A 14,674-nucleotide genomic window follows, 5' to 3' on the forward strand; every position below is an offset into this window, starting at 1 on the left:
ACAGCTTTATCTCTACTATCATTTTTTATCATTCTCTACTAAAAAAGCAATCTTCGCAACGATAGAATCTAATTAAGATTCCTCCTTTATCGGAATAACTGTCTAAGGCAAAAATCGATCAATGGCTTCTTGTATTTTTTCTTCTTTTACGCACAATGCAAACCGAATATAACCTTCACCATTACTACCAAAAATTGTTCCTGGAGTTATAAATAGATGCTTTTGATACAATATGTCATTTATAAACGCTTCTGCTGATGCAATTCCTTCCGGTAACTTTGCCCAAACAAACAATCCAACTCCTTCCTTGTAGACCTGACAACCTAGTTTTTCAGCTAATTGCTCTGTTAAACCTCTACGTCTTTTATAAATCAAATTCATACCTTGAAACCAAGACTTATCGCTCTTTAATGCTGCAATAGCTCCTTTCTGAACTGGATAAAACATACCACTATCCATATTACTTTTTACTTTTAAAACAGCATCAATACAAGCTGCATTTCCAACTACCATTCCCACGCGCCATCCTGCCATGTTAAATGTTTTACTCAAGGAATTCAGTTCTAAAGCCACATCCACAGCTCCTTTCACTTGCAATAAACTCATAGGGTTATCATTTAAAACAAAACTATATGGGTTATCATTAACCAACAAAATTTGATGTCTTTGCGCAAAAGCGACTAATTTTTCAAACAAGACTAGATTTCCTCTAGACCCTGTAGGCATGTGGGGATAACCTATCCACATTAACTTCACCTTTGACAAATCTAATTTTTCAAGAGCTTCAAAATCAGGCTCCCAATTACTGTTTGCAGTTAAATCATAATACACTGGAATTGCTCCAACTAAATTCGTAACTGATGTATAAGTAGGATAACCTGGATTAGGAATAAGTACCTCATCACCTTCGTTTAAAAAAGCCATCGAAATATGCATAATTCCTTCCTTCGACCCCATTAAAGGTAAAATTTCCGTTAGCGGGTTTACTGCAACACCATAATTATTTAAATAAAAGTCGGCAACTCCTTGACGCAATTCTGGCAGTCCTTGATAACTCTGGTATTGATGCGCATTGTCATCGCGCATGGCACCGACAATAGCATCAATTACATTTTGTGGCGGACTCAAATCTGGACTTCCAATCCCCATATTTATTATAGGTTTACCTTCAGAAGCTAGTTGCCTCACTTCTCTTAACTTACTAGAGAAATAGTATTCTTCAACGATATGTAGGCGTTTAGCTGTAGTAATCATAGTGTGCTTTATTATTAATTCTTTTTTTGTGATATCAATCTCCTACTATTGTTTAATTAAGGCTTGCTGTTTTTATATTCCCCTAAAACCTTTAGGTATTCAGCCATAATTTCTAGTAGTGACTTTGCTTTTGCGTAATCTTCATATTTATCAAAAGTAACATCTACAAAAAAGGAATATTTCCAAGGTGTTTCAATCTTAGGCAGAGACTGTATCTTAGTTAAATTCATTTTACAGTCACTAAGTACATTTAATACTGCCGCCAAACTGCCCCTTTTATGATCTAGTTCAAATTTCAATGACGCTCTATTAATTTCTTCTTTTGACACAAATGAATTTTGTTTTTTTAAAATCACAAATCGTGTCATGTTATGATTAATAGTTTGAATCTCGGGAGCTAAAATTGCTAACTCATACATTTTTGCTGCTGTTGTACTAGCAATCGCAGCGATTCCTTTAATTTTGTTTTCTTGAATCCTTCTAGCTGTTTCTGCGGTATCCTTGTCTTCGACTAATTTAACATTCGGATATTTTTTAAGGAATTCCATGCATTGGAGCAAAGCCATCGGATGAGAATGTACTTCAGTGATATCCTCTATTTCCTGCCCCTCTAAAGCCATTAAGTTCTGATGAATTCGCAAGTAATGCTCTCCTATAATGTGTAAATTATTCTTGTCGATTAAAGCGTAATTCGGAATAATAGGTCCTGCAATAGAGTTCTCAATTGCCATAACAGCTTGATCTGTCTTGCCTGACAAGATGCTATCTACTAATTCATCAAAAGACAAACACTCATCTACTTGAACATTTTCTCCAAAATACTCCTGCGCTACTTGATGATGAAAAGAGCCTTTTATTCCTTGTATTGCGATTTTTACTTCCATTTACTCCAAAAAAAAATCCCGATTTTCATCGGGATTGTATATTTATAATTATAATTTAATTCTATCAATTAAATAACCATATAACAATCCCTATCCTCTTTCCAGAAGAAATAATAAGTATTGCTAAAATAAAATCGGTTAATTATCATCGGTATGCTTTTGTTGTAATTCTAGGCTAATGTATTAATAATTTTTAAGTGCGTCAAAATAAAACGACCTTTTTACAAACTAAAAATGAATTCTCTAAAAAACTAGCTTTAAATTACATAATACCTAAAAAAAGAAGATTAAAACATTCATAAATGAATGCGCTTTTGAAATAATTTTATTCTTGTTAACACAAATAAGTTAGAAAGCTTTAAAAACCTCCGCAAATAGAATATTGTTATAAGCTGTTCTCTTTAAATTAAGTACCATTCTACATTATTGAACCAAGAAATACTATTAATCAATCTTTTTCTTTTTACTTTTGTTTCAAATAGCTCATCATGTCAATAGAAGTTCAGAACATCTCTAAAAGTTACGGTGCTCAAAAAGCATTAGACAATATATCCTTTTCAGTAAAGAAAGGAGAAATCGTTGGTTTTCTTGGTCCAAATGGAGCAGGAAAATCTACATTGATGAAAATATTAACCACCTATTTATCAGCAGACGAAGGCACTGCTACTGTTAACGGAAAAGATGTTAACTCGAATCCAAAGGAAGTACAACAATCAATAGGATATCTACCAGAACATAATCCGTTGTATTTAGATTTGTACGTTAGAGAATATTTAGCCTTTAATGCTGATGTATATAAAGTTTCAAAAGATCGAATTGAAGATGTAATTATACTAACTGGATTAACAGCAGAAAGTAATAAAAAAATAGGACAGCTATCAAAAGGATATAGACAGCGAGTGGGCCTTGCTAATGCGCTGCTTCATAATCCAGACGTCTTGATTCTTGACGAACCCACTACTGGTCTAGACCCTAATCAATTATTAGAGATTCGCACAGTAATTAAAAATGCTGGTAAAGACAAAACGGTGTTTCTATCCACTCATATTATGCAGGAGGTTGAAGCAATATGTGATCGTGTTATCATTATCAATAAAGGACAAATAGTTGCTGACAAAAAACTAGACAACTTAATAACCGCAGATAAAGAACAAATAATCGAAGTTGAGTTCGATTATAAGATTGAAGAGCAGGCTATAGCTAGAATGCCTCATCTAAAATCTTTTAAAAACACACATGATTTTTCATGGGAATTGGTTTTTTTAGCTGACAAAGATATGCGTCCCACCGTATTTGATTTTGCTCATGACAACGGCTTAAAAACATTACAACTCAATCAGAAAAACAAAAACCTAGAAGCCGTTTTTAGGGAGATTACAAAATAGAACTGAGAATTAAGACTTTAAAAATAAATTATAAAAAAAATTGCCATCTTTAATGAATATCGAAGATGGCTTTCTTTTTTTTTAAAATATGTTTTTTAAAATATGTTTTTTAAAATAGTGAAATAATTAAACTGTAGTTCCTGATTTAATTATTTGTCAGTTGATAATAGTGCTGGCAACGCTGATGCCCCGTTTTGATCTTGTGCTACAACCGTGTTTTCTATTGTTGCTTTTGAATTGAGAGGTGCACCAACAGCTATATCACATCTATGATTTTTCTCTCCATGGGGAGGATTCATTCCTTTTGGAGTTACTTGCTGAACGACAGGAGCTTGTGTATTTGATTGAACAGGAGTACTAGAAACAGTTGTCGCTTGCGATTGACCTGCGCCATTTGCACCCGTATTTAGTGGTGCTCCCACCGGAATATCACATCGATGATTAGGCTGTCCATGCTCCGGATTTACGGCTGAGGCTACTGATGATGATGCAGTATTGTTATTATTCTCGCGAAATAAATTATGATTTTGAGATGCTTCAGAACTTAGCTCTTGGCTCTGAATTCCACCTCCTTGTTGTGTAAAAGGGACAACTTGCCTAGAGTCGCCTGCAGACGTCGTTTGCTCTTTTTTACAAGAAGTCATCAAAACAGTCACACCAAACAGTAAACTAAGAGAATATTTCATTTTAAGATTGTTATATTACTATCCTCAAATATAAGGTTAAAAAAGGAATCATCAAAAATCTTCCACTTTCATTAATACTTTTCATGGTTCAATATTCAACTTCCTATTGAACCATAATCTTGAACACCAATTCTATCCCTAGCCCAGATGGTAGCGGCATCCTTTTTATTTTTTCTTTAAAAATAAAAAGATATAGCGAACAGCTGGATAAAGCTCCTAGAAAAGCGCACTCGCAATTTGCCTAATATTTTCTGATTTTCCCATAGAGTAATAATGCAATACTGGAACTCCAGCTGCTTTTAGTTCCTTTGATTGCTGTATTGCCCACTCTATACCTACTTGTCTTACATCGGCATTTGTTTTGCATGCATCTACTGCGTCAATCAAGTCCTCAGGCAAATCGATACGGAAAATTTGTGGCAAAATTTGCAAATGTCTTTGTACGGCAAGCGGTTTAATTCCTGGGATTATAGGAACAGTAATTCCCATTTCGCGTGCCTTTGCCACAAATTCAAAATACTTAGCGTTGTCAAAAAACATCTGAGTAACTACATAATCAGCACCCGCATCTACTTTTTCTTTCAGTCTTTTTAAATCCGATAAAAGAGAAGGAGATTCTAAATGCTTTTCAGGATAACCTGCAACACCTATACAGAAATCAGCTTTGTTATCTACATGTATAACATCATGCAAATACTTGCCTTCATTCAATAATTTTATTTGCTGAACTAAATTGATCGCATAACTATTCCCTCCTGCTTTAGCAACAAAAGATTGTTCCTCTTTCATAGCATCGCCACGCAAAGCCATTACATTATTAATTCCTAGATAGTGACAGTCAACTAATAAATATTCTGTCTCTTCTTTTGTAAATCCACCACACAACACATGAGGAACTGTATCTACATTGTATTTGTGGGTTATGGAGGCGCAAATCCCCAAAGTACCGGGACGCATTCTTGTTAGTTTTTTATCTAACAAACCATTCCCTTTGTCGACATAAATAAACTCCTCTCGGGAGGTAGTTACGTCAATAAAAGGCGGTTTGAATTCCATTAAAGGATCTATATTATTGTATAATTCCTGAATACTTTTCCCTTTTTGTGGCGGTATAATTTCGAATGAGAATAACGTCTTCCCATTTGATTCTTCTATATGTTGTGTTACTTTCATTTTAAAGTCTTAAAGTTTGAAAGCCGAATGTCGAAAGCCGTTCCCTTGGGACTTGATGACTTTTAACTTTACGACTGATATTAATCTGCTATATTCGGGTTCAGCCATTTCATTGCCATGTCAGTAGAAATACTTCTACGTTTAGCATAATCTATTACTTGGTCTTCTTTTATTTTTCCAAGTCCAAAATATTTACTTTGCGGATTCCCAAAATAATATCCCGAAACTGATGATGCTGGCCACATTGCCATGCTCTCTGTCAAGGTTACTCCTATCTCTTTTTCGATATTTAGTAATTTCCAAATTGTTGGTTTTTCTAAATGGTCAGGGCAAGCAGGATAACCTGGAGCTGGACGAATTCCTTTGTACTCCTCTGCAATCATAGCCTCGGTACTCATGTTCTCATCAGAAGCATATCCCCAAATTTCCTTACGAATTTTTTCGTGCAAATATTCAGCGAAAGCTTCTGCAAAACGATCGGCTAATGCTTTAACCATAATCGAATTATAATCATCTAAATCTTTTTCGAATTCAGCCGCCCATTCATCAACACCAAAACCAGTAGTTACACAAAAAGCACCCATGTAATCTGTTACTCCATTGTCTTTTGGCGCAATAAAATCAGATAAAGCAATGTTTGGCGCTCCTTTAGTTTTTTGAGATTGTTGGCGCAATGTCAAGAACGTTTGTAATGGTTTTCCGTTTTCGTCCGTTAATTCAATATCATCATCGTTGATTTGATTCGCAGGGAAAATTCCGTAAATTCCTTTGGCAGTCAATTTTTTTTCTTTCAAGATCACGGCTAACATTTCCTGTGCATCCGCAAAAACTGAAGTCGCTTGTTCCCCAACTACTTCATCTGTTAAAATTGCTGGATATTTCCCGAACAACTCCCATGTTCGAAAAAAAGGTGTCCAGTCTATGTAAGGAACCAAAACATCCAACTCTACTTCAATAACTTGCTCCCCAATTAGATTTGGTTTTACTGGAGTAAAATTTTCCCAGTCTAATTGCAATTTATTTTTACGCGCTTGCTCAATAGTCAAGAAATTCTTGTCACGAGAACGGTTTAAAAACGTTTCTCTAAACGCATCATACTCCGCTCTAATATCACTCGCATAGATTTTTCTATCCTTGTTCAACAAACTTCCAGCTACGGTAACCGCTCTCGAAGCATCATTAACATGAATCACAGTTTCTCTATATTGAGGTGCAATTTTCACAGCAGTATGCGCGCGCGAAGTCGTTGCTCCACCTATCATCACCGGAATTTTCATACCGCGTTTGTCTAGTTCTTTGGCGAGATAAACCATTTCGTCCAGCGATGGGGTAATCAAACCACTTAGTCCTATAATATCAACATTGTGTTCTATGGCTGCAGCAATGATTTTCTCTGGAGCTACCATCACTCCTAGATCCACAATTTCATAATTATTACAGGCTAACACCACCGAAACAATATTTTTACCAATATCATGTACATCTCCTTTTACAGTTGCCATCAATATTTTTCCATTCCCCGATTTATCTCCTACTTGCTTAGCCGCTTCTATAAAAGGCAATAAATACGCCACTGCTTTTTTCATTACACGTGCCGATTTTACCACCTGCGGCAAAAACATTTTCCCTGAACCAAACAAATCACCCACCACATTCATTCCCGTCATCAAATTGATTTCGATCACTTCAATAGGTTTGGTTGCGGCTTGCCTCGCTTCCTCAACATCTAGTTCAATAAAAGCATCTATTCCTTTTACAAGCGAGTGCGTAATTCTTTCTTGTACCGTACCTGATCGCCACTCTTGAACTGCTTTTTCATTGCTCTTTACATCTCCTTTAACATTTTCGGCAAAATCTAACAAGCGTTCTGTAGCATCATCGCGTCTGTTTAAAATAACATCTTCAACGCGTTCCAATAAATCTTTTGGGATATCATCATAAATCGTTAACATCTCTGGGTTTACAATTCCCATTGTCATTCCGTTTTGAATGGCATGATACAAGAAAACCGAGTGCATCGCTTCCCTAACCGTATCGTTTCCTCTAAATGAAAACGACACATTACTTACCCCACCACTAATGTGCGCATGTGGCAAATTCTCACGAACCCACTTAGTCCCTCTAAAGAAATCCAAAGCGTTCAAGCGATGTTCTTCCATTCCCGTAGCGACTGGAAATATATTCAAATCGAAAATAATATCCTGAGGTGGAAAATCCACTTTGTTCACTAATATATCATACGAGCGTTGGCAAATTTCTACTCTTCGTTCGTAGTTATCTGCTTGTCCAACCTCATCAAAAGCCATGATAATCGCCGCAGCACCGTAGCGCTTAATCAATTTAGCATGGTGGATAAATTGTTCTTCCCCTTCTTTTAACGAAATCGAATTGACCACACTTTTTCCTTGCACAACCTTCAATCCAGCTTCGATAATATCCCATTTCGAACTGTCAATCATGATAGGTACACGCGAAATATCTGGTTCGGCAGCAATTAAATTTAGGAATTTTGTCATGGCATATTCGCCATCCAGCATCCCCTCATCCATATTAATATCGATGATTTGTGCGCCACCTTCGACTTGCTCCTTGGCAATACTCAGTGCCTCTTCGTATTTTTCTTCCTTGATTAATCTCAAGAATTTTCTAGAACCCGTCACATTGGTACGTTCCCCAATATTCACAAATACGCTATCTGGCGTAATGATTAAAGGCTCTAATCCCGATAATACCAAGTTTCTTCTAGTTTCTACTACTGCCATTTTTATATTTCATTTACTTAATCTCTAAAAACCTTTGAGTCTAAGTTTTGTTATATTCTTCTTTTTTTGGGCGTGACCCTCCGTAAAACTGCGGGTCGGGCTATACGCTACAAGTCCTCGACTAATTCCGCTTTCGCTTCATTTGTCTGTGGGCTTTTCACTACTATCCCTCACGCGGATTTTTTGCTCCCAAACCATTGCGAGGAACGAAGCAACCTCACTAGTGTAAGAACTAAACTTACAGTGCAATTTTATCATTCCGACGGAGAAATAATTTCCTTTATGTGAGCAACTTGCTAAGATTCCTCCTTCGTCGGAATGACAAATTCTAATAGTTCCACTAAGCATTACATCACCGCCGTCGAAACTCTTGGTTTGTAATCCTTGGCGATATCTGCAATTAACCTGATGTGTTCTGGGGTTGTACCGCAACAACCACCTATGATGTTTACCAAATTATCGTCGAGATATGTTTTTATTTGTGATTGCATTTCTTCTGGGGTTTCATCGTATTCCCCAAAGGCGTTGGGCAATCCTGCATTAGGATGCGCCGATACATTGAAAGCGGTATTTTGTGACAATGTTTGTAAGTACGGTTTCAATAAATCGGCTCCAAGAGCGCAATTGAATCCTACACTCAACAAAGGAATGTGCGAAACTGAAACTAAGAACGCTTCTACCGTTTGTCCAGAAAGTGTTCTTCCTGAAGCATCAGTAATTGTTCCTGAAACCATGATAGGAATATCAATATTGCGTTCGTCTTTTACTTCTTCTATGGCAAAAAGTGCTGCTTTGGCATTTAGTGTATCGAAAATAGTTTCGACTAATAACAAATCACTTCCACCGTCAATTAAAGCTTCTACTTGTTGCTTGTACGCTATACGCAAATCATCAAAAGTTACGGCTCTATATCCCGGATCGTTTACATCTGGTGACATACTTGCCGTTCTATTTGTTGGTCCTATCGAACCGGCTACAAAACGAGGTTTGTCTGGGTTTTTAGCTGTCCATTCATCGGCTACTTCGCGGGCTAGTTTAGCCGACTCATAATTTAATTCGTATACGTATTCTTCTAGGAAATAATCAGCCATTCCGATGGTGGTTCCTGAGAACGTATTGGTTTCGACGATATCAGCTCCAGCCTCAAAATACGCAGCATGCACCGCTTTAATCGCTTGAGGTTGTGTGAGTGATAATAAATCGTTGTTCCCTTTTAGAGAATGTGGAAAATCTTTGAAACGTTCTCCACGGAAATCTTCTTCAGAGAAATTGTACCGTTGCAACATAGTTCCCATGGCTCCATCGAGGATAAGTATGTTTTTTTTAATGGCTTCGTGAATGTTGGACATATCTTTTTATTTCTTGTAAATCACAATCGGAATTGGGATTTTTACTTTTGATTAATAGTTCTAAAAGTTCACTATTATTTCTCTTTAGCCCTGATGGAAGCGGCATCCTATTGTGCCGGTGTTCGGCGCAATAGATATAGCGTACAGCAGGAAGGATCGTGGTTAAAATGCACCGTTGATCTGCTCTAAAAAAAATATCGATATGTTGTCAAGAAAATTGTTGAGAAATACTGTAGAAGTATTCTTGTGTTATCTATCTTAAATACTGAATTCAGTATAAAGTAGAATGTAGCACCTTCTTTAAAGATAAAGGGTTGCTAAGGTTTCATTGGGTCTTTCCCTCCGCCTTTCGTGATAACTTTCAATAAATATAGGAACACTACAAAGAAAAGACAAAGCGCTAATACTCGCAAGTATTAGCGCTTAATTTTTTAACTTGTATAGGTGAATTTGTTAAACTATTGCTTTAACAACAGCTTTTGGCGCTTCTTTACGAGTTCCATCAAATCCGTCAACTCCTGAAACTGTAGTGTATTTCAACACATAACGTTTCCCTGGATTGATGATTTGGTAGGCCGCTTGACACATCAATGTCGCCTCGTGGAAACCACACAAAATCAATTTTAATTTACCTGGATAGGTATTCACATCTCCAATGGCGAAAATTCCCGGAATATTCGTTTGGTAATCTAAAGCGTTGTTTACTTTGATAGCATTTTTTTCAATTTCTAATCCCCAGTTGCCTATAGGACCTAATTTTGGCGTAAGACCAAAAAGCGGAATAAAATAATCAGTGTCAATTGTGCGATTAGCTCCGTTTTCCTCGATTACAATCGATTCAATGTGCTCGGCTCCGTTTAATCCCACTACTTCAGCTGGTGTGATCATGCGAATTTTCCCAGCATCTTTTAGTTCCTGTACTTTTTCTACAGAATCTAAAGCACCACGGAATTCATTACGACGGTGAATCAACGTCACCTCGGAGGCGACATCCGTCAAGAAAATACTCCAGTCAAGGGCTGAATCTCCTCCACCGGCAATAACTACTCTCTTATCTCTAAACTCTTCTGGATCTTTGATAAAGTATTTGATTCCTTTGTTTTCGTAGAAATTAATTCCGTCGATTAATGGTTTTCTAGGTTCAAAACTTCCTAACCCTCCAGCAATAGCAATTACCTTGGCGTGGAACTTAGTTCCCTCATTTGAAGTTACAATAAAACTTCCGTCTTCTTGTTTTTCAATCGTTTCAGCGCGTTCTCCAAGTGTAAATCCTGGTTCGAATTGCTTGATTTGTTCCATTAAATTATCGACTAAATCTCCTGCTAATACTTCAGGAAAACCTGGAATATCATAGATAGGTTTTTTAGGATATAACTCTGATAACTGCCCACCTGCTTGTGGTAAAGCATCTAGTATATGGCATTTTAATTTTAATAAACCTGCTTCAAAAACTGCAAAAAGACCTGTTGGGCCGGCTCCTATTATTAGGATATCTGTTTCAATCATGTTGTAATTAATTAATCCTTGACCTTCTTACAGAGGGTTTAAGGGAACGTTTTATTTGTTTACAATTTACAAAGTAACGAAGAAATTGAGCTTAAACAAATGATAAATATCATTCAACTTCTTGTTAATTTTATTTTATTTTATTTCTGAAATCACACTACTGTTTTTTAGTTAAGGTCGCTGTAATCTCATTCATTTTTTGAACTTTCTCTTCAAAATCCCCTTTTAAGGTTTTGCGATATTCATTCAGATTTTCGACCATTTTATTGATGTCCTCCGGAATTACTTCTTCAAAAAACTCTCGCAAGCGCTTGGCTGTTGTAGGTGATTTTCCGTTAGTCGAAATCGCAATCTTAACATTCCCTTTAGTTACTATTCCACCCAAGTAATAATCACATAGCGGCGGTGTGTCAGCAATATTACAAATCAAATATCGTTTTCTGCACAAGTCATAAATCCTTTTATTGACTTTCAAATCATCGGTACAAGCAATTACCATATGGCGTTTGCGAAGCATCCAGCGATTGAATTTCCTTGACGTTAACTTTACTGAATCGTGTTTTGCTGCTAACAACTCCAACTCTGGCAAAAAACGCGGAGCAACCACCTCAACGTTAGCATTTGGACTGGATTTTAGTAAAAAGCTTAATTTCTCTAATCCTACATTTCCTCCACCTACAATCAATACATTGAGGTTATTGAGTTTTAGAAAAATGGGGTACAACTCATTCCTTTCCATACACTGCTTGTTTGTTGCTAATCGATTTTAACTCTTCGTAAAAACGATCGCTTTTCATGCAATCTCGAACCACTTCTCCAATTACAATAATGGCTGGGGAACTTAATTTTTGTTCAAAAACGACTTGCTCAATTGAGTTTATCGTTCCCATTCCTATTTTTTCCTCTGGAGTGGTTCCGTTTTGAATAATTGCAACGGGAGTTTCTCCTTTGGCCTCTTTTTGAAAAATAGCTACGATTTCATTCAGCTTACTTATTCCCATCAACACCACAACTGTTGCAGATGATTGCGCTGCTAAAGCTACATCTGTCGATAGTTTTCGTGCCGAAGTTGTTCCTGTTATTACCCAAAAACTCTCTGACACGCCTCTTTTTGTCAAGGAAATTCCATTAGAAGCTGGAACAGCGATCGAAGAGGAAATTCCAGGGACGACAAAGGTAGGAATTCCAAAACTTTCTACATAGTCTATTTCTTCACTCCCTCGTCCAAAAATAAAAGGATCACCTCCCTTTAAACGAACAACATGTCCATATGTAAGAGCATTATCTACAATAAGTTGGTTGATTTGGTCTTGTGTATACGCGTGACATCCTTTTCTTTTTCCGACAAATATTTTCAAGGCACGCTTGGGAGCGTAACTCAACAACTCTTCATTTGCTAAAGCATCATATAAAACCACATTGGCTTCAGCGAGTGCTTTTGCTCCTTTTATAGTTAACAAGTCTGGATCACCAGGCCCTGCACCTACTAAAGTTACTATGGGTTTTACTATTTTATGCATCAGCGATATCTTTTGATCTGTACGTTTCTATGTTTTGAAAAAAGGCAATTGCCTCCTCAATATATTTTTTGGCGAAAGCCTCCGAAGGTTCGTTTTGATTGATTTGGTAAACCAAATCTTTAAAGGTAGAATCTAAAGTGATTTTATTACTCTCTACAAAAACGGTATCAAACAAATTAATTATTCCGGCGTGGTGGTTTGTTTTTTCGTTCTCAGCCAATAAAATAGCTTTAGCGCCATTTACAAAACCGGCATAGGCTAAGTAAATAGCATCAGCCCATTTTTTATCTTCGAAAGCTTCTTGAGCAAAAGTCAGTTTATCTTTAGCTTCCAAAATTAAAGTCGCTACCAAGTCGATTACAACTCCAGCACATTCTCCTACTCCAACTGCTTTTACATAATTGTCTGCATTTCCCCAGTCGATAAAATCTTCATCTGTAAGATTAGTTACATCAGCCAACGGTTTTAAGAATTCGTAAAAATACTTCTCGCCTTGAGCATCGTAATAATCTAAAAATGATAATCCGTTCGCATTTGCTTCGAAATCATTTAAGATAAATCGCAAAGCATCTGGTCCTCTACGACTAGGAATCTTTATTACTTTATCAGAAAAACGACCTTTCCCATCTCCTAAAATTCCTCCACCTAGCAATACTTGCAAAGCTGGCGCTACTAGTTTCCCCGAGTTGATTGACATTCCTTGAAAACCAATTGATGACATGTTATGTTGTCCACAAGCATTCATACAACCACTAATTTTGATGGTGATTTCGCGATTCTCTTTGTACTGCGGAAACTCTAATTTTAAAACTCTTTCCAATTCTTCGGCAATTCCAGTACTACTCGCAATTCCTAAATTACAAGTATCAGTTCCTGGGCAAGCGGTGATGTCATTAATAGTATCATAACCAAGAGTAACAAAATCTAGTTTGGCTAATTCTTGGTAGAAAAAAGGTAAATTTTCTTCTTTTATATTTCTCAGCACAATGTTTTGCTTAAGCGAAAAACGCAATTCATTGGCGCCGTAATTTTTGATTAATTCGGCTAAAGCTCTTGCTTTGTCGGTATAAAAATCTCCTAAAAGCACTTTGATACCAATCGCAACATAGCCCGCTTGTTTTTGTGCGATTACATTCGATTTTTTCCAAGCTTCAAAAGTAGCCGTGTCGTCAATTGATACTGCAGGCACTTCTAACAAGGTTGCTGGAATAGCAGCATCAAAATCAGTTGTATCTATTTCGTATGACTGATATGACAATGCTTTTTTCTCTTCGTCAACTAAGCGTAAAAATTCATCGCGACCGATATCTTTGATTAAGAATTTCATACGTGCTTTTAAACGTTTGGCTCTTTCGCCAAAGCGATCAAAAACTCTTAAAACGCCCTCGGTAGTTGGGATGATTTGGTTTACGGGAATGAATTCTGAAAGCAACTCTGCATGATGTGGCTGAGAACCCAATCCTCCACCAAGCATTACTTTAAATCCACGTTCTCCGTTTACAATTTTTGGAATAAATCCTAAATCGTGTAAATAACTCAAGGCCGTATCTTTAACCGAAGAAGAAAATGACATTTTAAATTTACGTCCCATCTCTTGACAAATAGGGTTTCTCAAGAAAAACTGAAACATCGCATGTGCATATGGCGACACATCAAAAGGTTCGTCAACATCAACACCAGCTAATTCACTTGCTGTGATATTACGCACGGTATTCCCGCAAGCTTCACGAAGTGTAATATCGTCTTTAGCAAGGTTTGCCCAAAGCTCCGGAGTTCTATCTAAGCTCACATAGTGAATTTGGATATCCTGACGTGTTGTAATATGCAAACGTCCTGTTGAATACTCATCAGACACTTTAGTAATACGCACTAATTGCTCGCTAGTCACCTTACCAAAAGGCAATTTGATACGAATCATCTGCACACCTTCTTGACGCTGACCATACACTCCACGCGCTAAACGCAAACTACGAAAACGCTCGTCATCAATTTTACCATCTTTGAATAACGCAATTTTTCTTTCTAAATCGATTATCTCTTTTTGAACAATCGGATCTTCTATTTCGGTTCTAAAACTTTCCATTTCTTATAAGCTATTAGCTATTAGCTTTTGGCTTTTAGCTGTTGATGATTTTATTTTACAAGCTTTTGGCAC

Annotated in this window: 11 protein-coding genes and 1 riboswitch; of the genes, 1 reads left to right on the top strand and 10 read right to left on the bottom strand. The window is 36.9% G+C overall.

The window, feature by feature from the left end; all coding sequences use genetic code 11:
- Positions 1-102: 102 nt before the first annotated feature.
- Positions 103-1,254 carry a pyridoxal phosphate-dependent aminotransferase gene (locus H8R22_RS00145; RefSeq protein WP_187009541.1) on the bottom strand — a complete coding sequence of 384 codons (1,152 nt, stop codon included), beginning with the start codon at positions 1,252-1,254 and terminating at the stop codon, positions 103-105.
- A gap of 56 nt (positions 1,255-1,310) precedes the next feature.
- Positions 1,311-2,138 carry a prephenate dehydratase gene (locus H8R22_RS00150; RefSeq protein WP_187009540.1) on the bottom strand — a complete coding sequence of 276 codons (828 nt, stop codon included), beginning with the start codon at positions 2,136-2,138 and terminating at the stop codon, positions 1,311-1,313.
- A gap of 488 nt (positions 2,139-2,626) precedes the next feature.
- On the opposite strand from H8R22_RS00150, the gene gldA reads away from it, so the two are divergent.
- Complete coding sequence (gene gldA / locus H8R22_RS00155) at positions 2,627-3,523, top strand: gliding motility-associated ABC transporter ATP-binding subunit GldA (RefSeq protein WP_187009539.1); 897 nt, start codon at positions 2,627-2,629, stop codon at positions 3,521-3,523.
- A 149-nt stretch (positions 3,524-3,672) separates the two neighbouring features.
- Here the strand turns inward: gldA and H8R22_RS00160 are convergent, their stop codons facing one another.
- From H8R22_RS00160 to H8R22_RS00195, 8 genes are all read right to left on the bottom strand, one after another.
- Positions 3,673-4,209, bottom strand: coding sequence for a hypothetical protein (locus H8R22_RS00160; RefSeq protein WP_187009538.1), 537 nt, complete (start codon positions 4,207-4,209; stop codon positions 3,673-3,675).
- 216 nt (positions 4,210-4,425) lie between these two features.
- Positions 4,426-5,382, bottom strand: a complete 957-nt coding sequence (metF, locus tag H8R22_RS00165; protein ID WP_187009537.1) for a methylenetetrahydrofolate reductase [NAD(P)H] — start codon at positions 5,380-5,382, stop codon at positions 4,426-4,428.
- Between the two features lie 80 nt (positions 5,383-5,462).
- Positions 5,463-8,144, bottom strand: a complete 2,682-nt coding sequence (metH, locus tag H8R22_RS00170) for a methionine synthase (protein ID WP_187009536.1) — start codon at positions 8,142-8,144, stop codon at positions 5,463-5,465.
- A 347-nt stretch (positions 8,145-8,491) separates the two neighbouring features.
- On the bottom strand, positions 8,492-9,493 hold the full coding sequence (locus H8R22_RS00175) for a homocysteine S-methyltransferase family protein (RefSeq protein WP_187009535.1): 1,002 nt from the start codon (positions 9,491-9,493) through the stop codon (positions 8,492-8,494).
- 246 nt (positions 9,494-9,739) lie between these two features.
- A riboswitch (SAM riboswitch) is annotated at positions 9,740-9,854 on the bottom strand.
- Positions 9,855-9,946: 92 nt separating this feature from the next.
- Positions 9,947-10,999 (bottom strand): NAD(P)/FAD-dependent oxidoreductase, encoded by a 1,053-nt coding sequence (locus H8R22_RS00180; RefSeq protein WP_026708320.1) that lies wholly within the window; start codon positions 10,997-10,999, stop codon positions 9,947-9,949.
- A gap of 157 nt (positions 11,000-11,156) precedes the next feature.
- Positions 11,157-11,738: a precorrin-2 dehydrogenase/sirohydrochlorin ferrochelatase family protein gene (locus tag H8R22_RS00185; protein WP_187009534.1), complete on the bottom strand. Its 582-nt coding sequence runs from the start codon at positions 11,736-11,738 to the stop codon at positions 11,157-11,159.
- Entirely contained in the window at positions 11,725-12,519 is a 795-nt protein-coding gene (gene cobA / locus H8R22_RS00190) for a uroporphyrinogen-III C-methyltransferase (RefSeq protein ID WP_187009533.1), read from the bottom strand. Before cobA ends, H8R22_RS00185 begins: the two co-directional genes overlap by 14 nt.
- Positions 12,512-14,602 carry a HEPN domain-containing protein gene (locus H8R22_RS00195; RefSeq protein ID WP_187009532.1) on the bottom strand — a complete coding sequence of 697 codons (2,091 nt, stop codon included), beginning with the start codon at positions 14,600-14,602 and terminating at the stop codon, positions 12,512-12,514. The genes cobA and H8R22_RS00195 overlap by 8 nt, the downstream gene beginning before the upstream one ends.
- Between the last annotated feature and the right edge of the window lie 72 nt (positions 14,603-14,674).

Origin of the sequence: Flavobacterium kayseriense (assembly GCF_014305095.1) — a bacterium.
GTDB lineage: Bacteria > Bacteroidota > Bacteroidia > Flavobacteriales > Flavobacteriaceae > Flavobacterium > Flavobacterium kayseriense.

Coding starts and splice junctions, on each gene's coding strand:
- H8R22_RS00145 (WP_187009541.1), bottom strand. CDS start 1,254: ATGATTACTACAGCTAAACGCCTACATATCGTTGAAGAATACTATTTC.
- H8R22_RS00150 (WP_187009540.1), bottom strand. CDS start 2,138: ATGGAAGTAAAAATCGCAATACAAGGAATAAAAGGCTCTTTTCATCAT.
- gldA (WP_187009539.1), top strand. CDS start 2,627: ATGTCAATAGAAGTTCAGAACATCTCTAAAAGTTACGGTGCTCAAAAA.
- H8R22_RS00160 (WP_187009538.1), bottom strand. CDS start 4,209: ATGAAATATTCTCTTAGTTTACTGTTTGGTGTGACTGTTTTGATGACT.
- metF (WP_187009537.1), bottom strand. CDS start 5,382: ATGAAAGTAACACAACATATAGAAGAATCAAATGGGAAGACGTTATTC.
- metH (WP_187009536.1), bottom strand. CDS start 8,144: ATGGCAGTAGTAGAAACTAGAAGAAACTTGGTATTATCGGGATTAGAG.
- H8R22_RS00175 (WP_187009535.1), bottom strand. CDS start 9,493: ATGTCCAACATTCACGAAGCCATTAAAAAAAACATACTTATCCTCGAT.
- H8R22_RS00180 (WP_026708320.1), bottom strand. CDS start 10,999: ATGATTGAAACAGATATCCTAATAATAGGAGCCGGCCCAACAGGTCTT.
- H8R22_RS00185 (WP_187009534.1), bottom strand. CDS start 11,738: ATGGAAAGGAATGAGTTGTACCCCATTTTTCTAAAACTCAATAACCTC.
- cobA (WP_187009533.1), bottom strand. CDS start 12,519: ATGCATAAAATAGTAAAACCCATAGTAACTTTAGTAGGTGCAGGGCCT.
- H8R22_RS00195 (WP_187009532.1), bottom strand. CDS start 14,602: ATGGAAAGTTTTAGAACCGAAATAGAAGATCCGATTGTTCAAAAAGAG.